Annotated in this window: 10 protein-coding genes and 1 pseudogene; all 11 read left to right on the top strand. The window is 67.0% G+C overall.

All coding sequences use genetic code 11. The annotated features are described in order from the left end of the window. Nucleotides 1-19 precede the first annotated feature (19 nt). The 11 genes and pseudogenes from DVS28_RS22290 to DVS28_RS22240 all read left to right on the top strand — a co-directional run bounded on the left by DVS28_RS22290 (nucleotide 20) and on the right by DVS28_RS22240 (nucleotide 11,636). On the top strand, nucleotides 20-403 hold the full coding sequence (locus DVS28_RS22290) for an NADH-quinone oxidoreductase subunit A (RefSeq protein ID WP_114593420.1): 384 nt from the start codon (nucleotides 20-22) through the stop codon (nucleotides 401-403). Next, nucleotides 373-942 carry an NADH-quinone oxidoreductase subunit B gene (locus tag DVS28_RS22285; RefSeq protein ID WP_114593419.1) on the top strand — a complete coding sequence of 190 codons (570 nt, stop codon included), beginning with the start codon at nucleotides 373-375 and terminating at the stop codon, nucleotides 940-942. Before DVS28_RS22290 ends, DVS28_RS22285 begins: the two co-directional genes overlap by 31 nt. Before the next feature lie 13 nt (nucleotides 943-955). Further along, nucleotides 956-2,263 (top strand): NADH-quinone oxidoreductase subunit C, encoded by a 1,308-nt coding sequence (locus DVS28_RS22280; RefSeq protein ID WP_114593418.1) that lies wholly within the window; start codon nucleotides 956-958, stop codon nucleotides 2,261-2,263. Then, nucleotides 2,256-3,437, top strand: a complete 1,182-nt coding sequence (locus tag DVS28_RS22275; RefSeq protein WP_216826222.1) for an NADH-quinone oxidoreductase subunit D — start codon at nucleotides 2,256-2,258, stop codon at nucleotides 3,435-3,437. Before DVS28_RS22280 ends, DVS28_RS22275 begins: the two co-directional genes overlap by 8 nt. A 52-nt stretch (nucleotides 3,438-3,489) precedes the next feature. After that, nucleotides 3,490-4,518: a complex I subunit 1/NuoH family protein gene (locus DVS28_RS22270; RefSeq protein WP_114593417.1), complete on the top strand. Its 1,029-nt coding sequence runs from the start codon at nucleotides 3,490-3,492 to the stop codon at nucleotides 4,516-4,518. A 3-nt stretch (nucleotides 4,519-4,521) separates the two neighbouring features. Further along, nucleotides 4,522-5,130, top strand: a pseudogene (locus DVS28_RS22265) (NuoI/complex I 23 kDa subunit family protein); the annotation flags it as partial. Between the two features lie 188 nt (nucleotides 5,131-5,318). Beyond that, nucleotides 5,319-5,957: an NADH-quinone oxidoreductase subunit J family protein gene (locus DVS28_RS22260; RefSeq protein ID WP_114593415.1), complete on the top strand. Its 639-nt coding sequence runs from the start codon at nucleotides 5,319-5,321 to the stop codon at nucleotides 5,955-5,957. Then, a complete protein-coding gene (nuoK, locus tag DVS28_RS22255) occupies nucleotides 5,957-6,271 on the top strand; it encodes an NADH-quinone oxidoreductase subunit NuoK (RefSeq protein ID WP_114593414.1) in 315 nt (104 codons plus the stop codon). Before DVS28_RS22260 ends, nuoK begins: the two co-directional genes overlap by 1 nt. Before the next feature lie 14 nt (nucleotides 6,272-6,285). Next, nucleotides 6,286-8,520: an NADH-quinone oxidoreductase subunit L gene (nuoL, locus tag DVS28_RS22250; RefSeq protein ID WP_114593413.1), complete on the top strand. Its 2,235-nt coding sequence runs from the start codon at nucleotides 6,286-6,288 to the stop codon at nucleotides 8,518-8,520. 49 nt (nucleotides 8,521-8,569) lie between these two features. Further along, nucleotides 8,570-10,099 carry a complex I subunit 4 family protein gene (locus DVS28_RS22245; RefSeq protein WP_114593412.1) on the top strand — a complete coding sequence of 510 codons (1,530 nt, stop codon included), beginning with the start codon at nucleotides 8,570-8,572 and terminating at the stop codon, nucleotides 10,097-10,099. Nucleotides 10,100-10,148: 49 nt separating this feature from the next. After that, the gene (locus tag DVS28_RS22240; protein ID WP_114593411.1) at nucleotides 10,149-11,636 is read left to right on the top strand and encodes an NADH-quinone oxidoreductase subunit N; all 1,488 of its coding nucleotides are present in this window, start codon (nucleotides 10,149-10,151) and stop codon (nucleotides 11,634-11,636) included. Nucleotides 11,637-11,752: the final 116 nt, after the last annotated feature.

The raw sequence follows: 11,752 nt of genomic DNA, 5'->3' as shown, positions 1-11,752 counted from the left end.
CCCCCTCCACAGGAGAATCATGACCGAGTACTACGAGGCCTACGGCACGGTGATCGCGCTGCTGGTTGCCGGCATCGCGCTCGTCGCTGTTGCCTTCACGCTCGGCCGGCTCGTCAGCCCCAAGCGCGAGTACGGCCGATACGGCGAGAAGCGCGTGGCCTTCGAGTCAGGCATCGACCCCGTCGGGTTCGGCTGGTCCCAGACCAACATCCGGTACTACATGTTCGCCTTCATGTTCGTCATCTTCGACGTGGAGACGCTGTTCGTGTTCCCCTGGGCGAACTACCTCGAGACGGCTGGTCCGGACCAGGGCTTCGTGCTCGGTGTGATGCTGGTCTTCCTGTTCTTCGTGACCGTCACGCTGCCGTACGAATACAAGAAGGGTGTGCTGAAGTGGGTCTGAGCGACCAGGTAGAAGTCCCGAAGCCGCTGCGCTTCGTCCTCAACTGGGGACGCAAGTACTCGCTCTGGGTCTACAACTTCGGGCTGGCGTGCTGTGCGATCGAGTTCATCGCCGCATCCACCGCCCGCCACGACTTCATCCGCTTCGGGGTCATCCCGTTCGCCCACGCCCCCCGGCAGGCCGACGTGATGATCGTCGCGGGGACGTTGACCGACAAGATGGCCCCGGCCGTCAAGCGGCTCTACGACCAGATGCCCGAGCCGAAGTACGTCATCAGCTTCGGGTCCTGCTCCAACTGCGGTGGCCCGTACTGGGACAGCTACTCGGTGACGAAGGGCGTCGACCAGATCATCCCCGTCGACGTGTACGTCCCCGGCTGCCCGCCGCGCCCGGAGGCCCTGCTGGAGGGCATCGTCCACCTGCAGGAGCTGATCGGCAACGAGTCCCTGAAGGACCGCTACGCCGAGCGCGACGCCCGCCAGCCGATCGTCGTCGGCGGTGGCGACCCCACCCGCCACCCGCTGTCGGACCCGATGTAGGCCCGCTGACCACATGACTCCCAACGCACTGGCGGATCGTTTCCGCGACGAGCTCGGCGAACGCGTGCTCGCGGCCGACGTCGCCCACGACCAGCTGACCCTCACCGTCGACCCCGAGGCCTACCCGCAGGTCGCCCGGTTCTGCAAGCAGACCCTGGGCATGACCTTCTTCGACTTCCTCGGTGGGGTCGACGAGCGCGAGGACGGCTTCAGCGTCGTGGTGCGCGTCTACAACCACATCACCCGCGACGGCGTGCTGCTGAAGACCATGGTCCCGGGCGGCCGTGACGAGCCGCGCGTGGCCACCCTCACCGACGTGTGGCGCGGTGCCGACTGGCACGAGCGCGAGGCCTACGACATGTTCGGCATCGTGTTCGAGGGCCACCCCGGCCTGCTGCCGCGGATCCTGACGGTGGAGAACTTCGAGGGCTGGCCCCTGCGCAAGGAGTTCCTGCTGGCCTCCCGTGAGGTCAAGCCGTGGCCGGGCGCCAAGGAGCCCGGTGGCGACGACGAGGGCGACGCCAAGCCCAAGGCCGCCGCGCCCGCCCCCGGTGCCGACCCCGGCGACCGCGCCGCGGCCGCCAAGGCCAAGGCCGAACGCGCCAAGGCGAAGGCTGCGGAGGCTCGGAAGCGGAAGGCAGAGGAAAAGGCTGCGGCGCAGGCCGCCGAGAATCCCACTGGCTCGGAGGCGGCCGGCTCGGCGCCGCAGCCAGAGGACACAGAAAGGGCTGCGGCGCAGGCCGGACCGGCCCCTGCGGCCGACGGTGGCGTCGACGACGCCGAGCCGGGCTCCGCGCGCGAAGCCGCCCAGGCTGCTGCCGGCAGGGAGACCTCGCCGGGGACCCCGGACCCGACCACGCCCGAGGGTGCGGCCGAGATCGCCGACACGGCGGTCGCCAAGGACGCCGCGGCCGGCTCCACCGTGGGCAGCGGCATGCCGGCCCCGGGGGACAAGAAGGACTCCGGAGAACCCGACATCGACCCCGACGTCGAGGCCCAGCTCGCCAAGGGTGGTCCGGCGGAGTCCGGCGGCACGCCGGGCGTGGAGGCCGAGGGCACCCACGACCTCGAGGACTCCACCGCGCGCACCGCGTCGGTCACCGACGAGGCGCACCCCGATGACGCTGCTTCACGCGAGGCCGCCGGCGTCGGCGAGGCCGGGACCGGCACGTTCGCCGAGCCGACTCGACCCGACGAAGCAGACGTCTCCCGTGGCGGCACCCCCGTCGACACCGGCCACACCGCTGCCGAGGACGGGGTCGGCGACGCCGGCTCCACCGACGACGAGAACCCCGATGAGAAGGGCAGCACCGATGAGTGAGACCCTGGCCCGCCCCAACGCCCCGGTCATCCCCGGCGGCCCGCAGGAGGGCATGCTGGTGGAGTTCCGCGGTGCGGAGCTCGACACCACGTCGATGAACCTCAACGTGGGCCCCGCCCACCCGGCCACCCACGGTGTGCTCCGCCTGGTCATCGACCTCGACGGCGAGCAGATCAAGAAGGCCCAGCCGGTCATCGGCTACATGCACCGCGGCTTCGAGAAGCTCGCCGAGGCGCGTGACTACCGCCAGATCATCGCCCTGGTCAACCGCCACGACTGGCTGAGCGCGTTCTGCAACGAGCTCGGCGTCGCCATCGCGGTGGAGACCATGATGGAGCTCGAGGTCCCCGAGCGGGCCCAGTGGATCCGCGTGCTGATGGCGGAGTGGAACCGGATCCTCAACCACCTGCTCCTGCTGGGCTCCTACGCCCTGGAGCTCGGTGCGCTGACGCCGATGTTCTACACGGTCCGTGAGCGCGAGGACATCCAGAACATCCTCGAGGCCGCCACCGGTGGGCGCCTGCACTACACCTACACCCGTGTCGGCGGCCTGAAGGAGGACCTGCCACGCGGGTTCCTGCAGGCCAGCGCCGGCATGGCCCAGCGCATGAAGGGCGCCATCCAGCAGTACGAAGACCTGCTGATGGGCAACGAGATCTTCATCGCCCGCACCAAGAACGTCGGCATCCTGCCGCAGGACGTGGCGCTGGACTACGGCGTCAGCGGCTGTGCCCTGCACGCCACCGGCATCAACGAGGACGTCCGCGTCTCGCAGCCCTACGCCGCCTACGACAAGGTCGACGTGCACGTGCCGACCGGCACCAACGGCGACAGCTACGACCGCTTCTACTGCCTCATCGAGCGGATGAAGGCCAGCGTCAACATCATCGAGCAGGTCCACGACAACATCCCCGCGGGCCCGGTCAACGTGAAGCTGCCCAAGATCGTGAAGGCGCCCGAGGGCGCCATCCACGTCCGCACCGAGAACCCCCTCGGCCAGGGCGGCTACTACCTGGTCAGCGACGGGCAGAAGACCCCGTGGCGCATGAAGATGCGCACGCCGTCGTTCTCCAACGTCCAGGCCATCCCGTACCTGCTCGAGGGCCAGCTCATGGCCGACATGATCGCCATCCTCGGCTCGGTGTTCTTCGTCGTCGGTGACGTCGATCGCTAGCGCGATCGCCAACGCCACCGCCCGCTAGTCGGATCAGGAAACACACGTACTCATGGAATCAGTCCTCGCACTCGACAACTTCTGGCTTGCGCTTCTGCTGAAGCTGGCCGGTTGTGTCGTGTTCTTCCTGACCATCCCCTTGGTGGCCGGGTACCAGGAACACAAGGTCATGGCGTTCATGCAGAACCGGCTCGGGCCGATGGAAGCCGGTCCGTTCGGTGCCCTGCAGCTCGTCGCCGACGGCATCAAGTTCATCCAGAAGGAGGACATCCGCCCGGCCACGGCCGACAAGTGGGTGTTCAACCTCGCCCCCGGTGTGGTGCTGATCCCCACCCTCCTGATGATCGTCGTCATCCCGTTGTCGCCCGGCGGCTTCGCCGAGGCGCTCGACATCGGCATCTTCTTCGCCCTCGCGGTGTCGTCGGTGTCGGTGGTCGGCGTGATGATGGCCGCCTGGGGCTCGGCGTCGAAGTACTCCCTGATCGGTGGCCTGCGTGAAGCAGCCCAGCTGATCGCCTACGAGATCCCGCTGTTCCTGGCCGCGGCCGCCATCGTGATGCAGGCCGGCACCATGTCCATGGTCGGCATCGTCGAGGCCCAGGCGAACTACACCGCCTTCGGCATCCCCGTGCCCTACGCCGTGCCACAGGTCATCGGCCTGTTCGTGTTCTCCTGCGCCGTCCTCGCCGAGCTGAACCGGCCGCCCTTCGACATGCCGATCGCCGACTCGGAGGTGATCGCGGGGCACATGACGGAGTACTCCGGCCTGCGCTTCGCCTTCTTCCTGCTGACCGAGTTCGCCGGCATGGTCGTCTTCAGCGCCTTCATCGTCGTGATGTACCTGGGTGGTTGGTACATCTGGCCGGGCATCCCGATGCCCGACAACGCGCTGCTCGCCAACCTGCTCGGCACGGTGGTGACGCTCGGCAAGATCCTCCTGCTGGTCGGTGTGATGACGTGGCTGCGGTCCACCTTCCCACGTCTCCGCGAGGACCAGCTCCAGAAGTTCGCGTGGACCGTCATGATCCCCCTCGCAATCCTGCAGATCGTCGTCGTGGCGATCTTCAAGGTGGTCGCATAGCTGATGAGTACCCCCACCAAGCCCAAGCGCGGCGCCCCACAGATCGGCCTGCTGAAGGGTCTCGGCATCACGCTGAAGACCATGTTCACCAAGCCGACGACCGTGCAGTACCCCCACACCAAGCCCGACCTCCCGCCGCGTACCCGCGGTGTGATCGCGCTGATGGAGGAGAACTGCACCGTCTGCATGCTGTGCAGCCGCGAGTGCCCCGACTGGTGCATCTACATCGACTCCCACAAGGAGACGGTGCCGCCCAAGGACGGCGGACGCGCCCGGACACGCAACATCCTCGACCGCTTCGCGATCGACTTCGCGCTGTGCATGTACTGCGGCATCTGCGTGGAGGTCTGCCCCTTCGACGCCCTGTTCTGGTCGCCGGAGTTCGAGTACTCCACGGTCACCATCCAGGAGCTGACCCACGAGAAGGAGCAGCTGCGCAAGTGGATGGACACGGTGCCGCCGCCGCCCGAGCTGGAGTACGGGGCCGAGCTGCCCAAGGAGATCCAGCAGGGTCTCGATGCGGCACGCAAGAAGGCCGCCACCGCCGCAGCCGCCGTCGCCAAGGCCGCACCGGCCGCTGGTGACGCCGGCCCGGCCGCCGAGGCCAAGCCCGAGGTGAAGAAGCGTCCCGAGGACGACATCCACGTCGAGGCGCAGATCGACCAAGCCGTGTTCGACAAGCTGGTCGCCGAGGGCAAGTCCGAACGCGTCGCCAGGGCCAAGGCCAAGGCCGCGTACGTGCGTGCCGAGAAGAAGCGGATCCTTGCCGAGCAGCAGGGCTCCGAGGGAGGCGATTCCTGATGGATCTGCAGCTCGCTGACTACTGGATGCTGCTGACCTTCATCCTCGGCGGCGCCGCAGCGCTGCTCGTGGTGGTCAGCAAGAACGTCGTCCACTCCGCGCTGTACCTCGTCATCGCACTGCTGAGCGTGGCCGGGGTGTTCCTGCTGCTCGGCGCGGAGTTCCTCGCCTGGACCCAGGTGCTGGTCTACGCCGGTGCCGTGATCGTCCTGATCCTGTTCGGCCTCATGCTGACGCGAGCCCCCATCGGCCCCATCCGGGAGGACACCGAGAACACTCGGTTGGCCTTCGGCGTGGCGGCCGCGCTGTTCGTGTTCATGATGGTCGTCATCATCGGCAGCTTCGGCGACACCCGCCTGGAGCTCGTGCCGACGCTCACGATCGACCTGGCCAGCTTCCTCTACGTCGAGTGGGCCTTCCCGCTGCTGGCGCTCGGCTTCCTGCTGACCGTCTCCCTGGTCGGTGCGATCATCATCGCCCGGCAGGAGGTCGGCGAGGGCCCCGACCCGGTCGACGGCGACTACATCGACCGTTCCGAGGTCCCGGCTGCCCGTGAGGGCGACAGCTGGGCCGAGCCCGGCGCGTTCGTCCGTGACAGCCAGTCCCCCGCGGCGATCAGCGGAAAGGCGGACTCCTAGTGCTTGCCGTGTTCCCCCTGGCCTTCGCGGCCCTGTTGTTCTGCCTCGGCGTCTACGGCGTCCTGGCCCGCCGCAACGCGGTGCTGGTGCTGATGAGCGTGGAGATGATGCTCTCCGCCGTCACCATCAACCTGGTCACCTTCGGCGCCTTCGGTGCATCCAACGGCGACCTGATCCTGACCGGTCAGATCTTCGCGCTGCTGGTCCTGGCCGTCGGCGCGGCCGAGGTCGGCATCGGCCTGGCCATCATCCTCCTGCTCTACCGCAACCGCGCCAGCGTCAACATCGACGACGCTGACCTGATGCGCTACTAGGAACTCCTGTTCTCATGATCTCTGACTACGCATGGTTGATCCCGGTGCTGCCGGCGGTCTCGGCGGTCCTGACCCTGCTCTTCGGCAAGAAGATGAAGGGCAAGGGCGCCGAGTTCGGCATCACTGCGCTGGCCCTTGCCTTCGCCCTGTCGGTCCTGGTCGCCGTCGAGGTGTTCTCCGCCAACGTCCAGGCCGTGGCCGATCTCGAGGAGTACCACGAGACCCACGCCGAGGACGCCGATCACGCCGAGGAGGGTGACCACGCCGAGGACGGTGAGGCCGCCGACGAGGCGCACACCGAAGAGACGTCCCTGCGATCGGGGTCCCCGCTCGACGGGATCATGGTGGCCGCCGCAGGACTCGAGGGCCTCGACCTCGCGGCCGCGGGTGGGGAGGCGATCGAGATCCCCGAGGGCATCTCGAGCTTCGTCAACGAGGGATCGTTGTCGCTCGGCCAGCTCGGCGGTGACTTCGAGCTCGAAGCCGGCCAGCGCATCGACGGCCTGGCCGCGATGATGTTCCTGCTGGTCACCTTCGTCAGCCTGATGGTGCACATCTACTCCACGGGCTACATGAAGGGCGAGCCCCGGTACACCTACTACTTCACGCTCCTCAGCCTGTTCACCATGTCGATGCTGATCATGGTGATCGCCAACAACATGCTGCAGCTGCTCGTCGGCTGGGAGCTGGTCGGTGTCTGTTCGTTCCTGCTGATCGGCTTCTACTGGGAGGGCCGCTCCAACCAGCACGCCGCCCAGAAGGCCTTCCTGACCACCAAGTTCGGTGACGTCGGGCTGATGGTCGGTGTGGTCTCCCTGTGGGCGCAGTTCGGCACCTTCAACATCGGCGAGATCATCGACATGGCCACCCACGCCGAGCAGGCGGGTGGTGCACCCCTCGAGACGGGGTTGCTGACCTTCGGGCTGATCTCGCTGTTCATCGGCGCCATCGGCAAGTCCGCGCAGTTCCCCCTGCAGACCTGGCTCCCCGATGCCATGGCCGGCCCGACGCCCGTGTCGGCCCTGATCCACGCGGCCACGATGGTGACCGCGGGCATCTTCCTCGTCGCGCGGATCTACCCCGTGTACCAGCTGTCCCCGGCGGCCCTTGCCGTCATCGCGGTCATCGGCGCCATCACGCTGTTCTCCATGGGCTTCCTCGCCCTGGTGCAGGACGACATCAAGCGTGTCCTGGCCTACTCCACGGTGTCGCAGCTCGGCTACATGGTCGCGGCGCTGGCCTTCAGCTACACGGCAGGCATCTTCCACCTCTTCACCCACGGGTTCTTCAAGGCGCTGCTGTTCCTTGCCTCCGGCTCGGTCATCCACGCCGTGCACTCCAACGACATGGTCAACATGGGTGGGCTGCGCAAGTACATGCCGGCGACGTTCTGGACCTGGATCATCGGCACGCTGGCCCTGTCCGCGATCTTCCCGCTGGCCGGGTTCTGGTCCAAGGACGAGGTGCTGGCCGGTGCCTTCGACTCGATGGGCTACACGGGCAACCTCGTCTGGATCCTCGGCGGCCTGGGTGGGTTCGTGACGGCCTTCTACATGGCCCGCGCCACCACGATGACCTTCTTCGGGGACTACCGCGGCAAGATCGACGACACGCACCCGGCGCCGCACGAGTCGCCGCGGTCCATGAAGTGGCCGCTGATCGCCCTGTCGGTGCCGGCGCTGGCCATCGGCTTCATCAACCTGCCGTTCGACTTCGCCCACTCGTGGGGGTTCGCGGCCTGGACGATGCCGTCCCTGGAGTACTTCGAGGGACACCCCCCGCACTTCTTCCTCAGCCTCGCCGTCGGCTCGACGGTGCTCGGTGTCGCCGGCCTCGCCGCTGGCTACTTCATGTACCGCACCTACAAGGCCCCGGCCGAGGACCCGTTCAACAACCTCGGGTTGGTCACCACCGTCCTGCAGCGCAAGTACTTCCTGGACGACCTGTACTCCGGCCTGATCATGACCACCGTCCGCGACCGGATCAGCCCGGCCGTCTACTGGATCAACGACAACGTGATCGACCGGGTCGTGTACCTGGCCGGCATCGGCACCCGCAGCCTCGGCCGTGGCGTGTACCGGGTCGTGGACCAGAAGGTCATCGACGGCGCGATCAACGGTGCCGGAACCGGCGCCAACTGGACCGGTGGCCTGATCAAGTTCGCACAGTCAGGCAACGTGCAGTTCTATGCCGGCGCGATGTTCATCGGCGTCTTCGTCTTCGCAGTGCTGTTCGCAGCGGCTGCATAACCCACCGCAGCAGCAGCCTCTCAATACGCAGAAAGACTGAGTTCGAATCATGTTCTGGTCCGACTGGGCAATCACCCTCACCCTCTTCACGCCGCTGATCGGCGCGATCGCCATCGCGCTGATCCCCAGCAAGTCAGAGGAGTCCGCCAAGCCCGTTGCGCTGGTCGTCTCCATCATCGGCTTCGCGCTGAGCCTGGGGATCCTCGCCGGCTACGACTTCGGCGCCTCCGGGCTGCAGTACGAGGTCAACATCCCCTGGATCGATGCGGTCGGGGCGCGGTACCACATCGGCATCGACGGGATCTCCCTGCCGCTGTTCGTGCTGAGCTACCTGCTGACGTTCCTGTGCAGCGTGTACGCCTACCACCACATCGAGTCGCCGGGGAAGCCCAAGGCCTTCCTCGCGCTGATGCTGCTGCTGCAGACGGGCATGGCCGGGACGTTCATCGCCTTCGACCTGATCCTGTTCTTCATCTTCTGGGAGCTGGTCCTGGTCCCGATGTACTTCATGATCGGCGTCTGGGGTGGCCCGCGTCGTGAGTACGCCGCGGTCAAGTTCTTCCTCTACACGCTGTTCGGGTCGGTCTTCATGCTGGTCGCCTTCCTGGCCCTGCGGTTCACCGGCAACACCTTCGACATCGTCGAGCTCGCCGAGCTCGGCCAGTCCGGCGCGTTCAGCGAGACCTTCCAGCGCCTGGCGTTCCTCGGCATCTTCCTCGGCTTCGCCATCAAGGTTCCGATGTGGCCGTTCCACACCTGGCTGCCCGACGCCCACACCGAGGCGCCCACGGTCGGCTCGGTCCTGCTGGCCGGCATCCTGCTGAAGATGGGCACCTACGGGTTCGTCCGCATCGCCATCCCGATCCTCCCCGAGGGTGCGATCGACTTCGCGCCGATCATCGGTGTGCTCAGCGTCATCGCGATCATCTACGGCGCGTTGTGCTGCTTGGCACAGACCGACCTGAAGCGCCTCATCGCGTTCTCCTCGGTGGGCCACATGGGCTTCGTGATGCTCGGCATCGCCACGCTGACCCCCGTCGGCATCAACGCCGCGATCTTCGGGATGATCGCCCACGGCGTCATCACCGGGATGCTGTTCTTCGTGGTCGGTTCCATGAAGGAGCGCTACCACACGCGTGACATCGCCGAGATCGGCGGTGGGGTGCTGCAGACGATGCCGAAGATGGCCGCGGTGTTCACCTTCGTGTCGATCGCATCGCTCGGCCTGCCGGGCCTCGCGGGGTTCCCCGGCGAGTTCGGTGCGCTCCTGTCGGCCTTCCAGCCCGCGGCGGCCCTCGAGGCCGGCGGCCTGCTGACCCTCTACCGGGTGCTCATGGTCCTGGCGGCCTTCGGCACCGTCCTGACCGCTGGTTACTTCCTCTACATGCTGCAGCGCATCAACATGGGCTCAGCCCCCAAGCGGTGGCTCGAGGCCGGCCTGGCCGACATCTCCGTCATCGAGTGGGGCACCTGGCTGCCCCTGCTGGCCATGACGCTGCTGCTGGGCGTCCTCCCGTTCCTCGTCTGGGGCATCACCACCCCCGACGTGAACGAGATCATGTCGTTCTTCAGCGGCTGACCTCGGTCAACGCCCCTCACCTGCAACTCCCCACCGGAGCCCCTCGCACATGGATCTCGACCCGAAGCTGATCGACTGGGTGTCGCTGACACCCGAGCTGATCCTGCTCACAACCACGTTCGTGGTGCTGCTGACCGAACCGTTCCTGCCGCGCAACAAGGTCTGGATCGTCAACCCGATCTCGATCATCGGGGTGCTCGGGTCGCTGGCCGCCGTCATCGGCCTCGCCATCGACGGCACCGACCGCCGGTCGTTCGGCAACATGTTCGTCGTCGACAACTACGCGCTGCTGTTCAAGGGGTTCTTCCTGGCCGGTGGCCTGCTGATCCTCCTGCTCAGCTGGCGGTACTTCCAGGAGATCCGCACCTACCAGGGCGAGTACTACTTCCTGCTGCTGGCCTCCTACGTCGGCATGCTGCTGATGCCGTCGGCGCGTGACCTGGTGATGGTCTTCATCGCGCTGGAGATCGTCTCGGTCCCCGGCTTCGTCATGGCGGGCCTGCGGAAGTTCGACCTCAAGTCCAACGAGGGTGCCCTGAAGTTCTTCCTCTTCGGCGTGCTGAGCGTTGCCGTCCTGCTGTTCGGCGCCTCGATCGTGTACGGCTTCACCGGCACCACCGACCTGGTGCTGCTCGGTGAACGGCTCGGTGCCTTCGCCGGTGACCCCATGGTGCTGGCCGCGCTGCTGTTCGTGATCGTCGGCTTCGGCTTCAAGATCTCTGCGGTGCCGTTCCACTTCTGGGCCCCCGACACCTACGAGGGTGCGCCCCTCCCGGTGACCGCGTTCCTGTCGGTGCTGTCCAAGGCCGCCGGTATGGCCGGCCTGCTGCAGGTCTGCTTCATCGCCTTCGAACCGCTGGCTGACGTGTGGGCACCGATCCTGGCCATCATCGCCATCGTCACGATGACGCTGGGCAACCTGACCGCGATGCAGCAGTCCAACATCGTTCGCCTGCTGGCCTACTCCTCGGTCTCCACCGGTGGGTTCATCCTGGTGCCCTTCGGCATCGTGCAGACGGGTGCGGCCGACATCAACAGCCAGGCGTTCTCCGCCGTCATGGTCTACCTGCTGGTGTACTCGGTGATGAACATCGGCGCGTTCGCCGTGGTCACCGCGGTCGCCCGCACGCGGCCCGGCAAGCAGATCAGTGACTTCGCGGGCCTCGGGCTGACCCAGCCCGGGCTGGCCGTCCCGCTGACGCTGTTCCTGGTCGCCCTGACCGGTATCCCGCCGCTGGTCGGCTGGTACGCCAAGTTCGTCATCCTGCTGGCCGTTGCGCAACCGCTCAACGCCATCGGTGTGGTGCTTGCGGCCGCGATCGTCGTCAACTCCGTGATCGGCGCCTTCTACTACCTGCGGGTCGCCCGCACGATGTGGATGGACGCCCCGCCGGAGGGTGTCGAGCGCGTTCGTCCGGGTGCCCCGCTGTGGGTCGCCATCGGTGGCCTCGCCGTCGCCGCGGTCGTCCTCGGCCTGCTGCCCCAGGCGTTCGCCGGCTTCGCGGAGATGTCGACCCTGGTCGCTGCTGGCAGCTAGCAGGCACAGCTCGTCGAGGGACCCCGTCCGCTCCGGCGCACGGGGTCCCTTGTCGTTCGGGGCGACACTCGTCCCTTACGACTTCCTGACCCGATCTCGTTTCGAGAGCGACGATC

Source organism: Euzebya pacifica (assembly GCF_003344865.1).
GTDB lineage: Bacteria > Actinomycetota > Nitriliruptoria > Euzebyales > Euzebyaceae > Euzebya > Euzebya pacifica.
The sequence above is the reverse complement of the archived record's forward strand: the minus strand, read 5'-3'. Positions and strand labels throughout refer to the sequence as shown.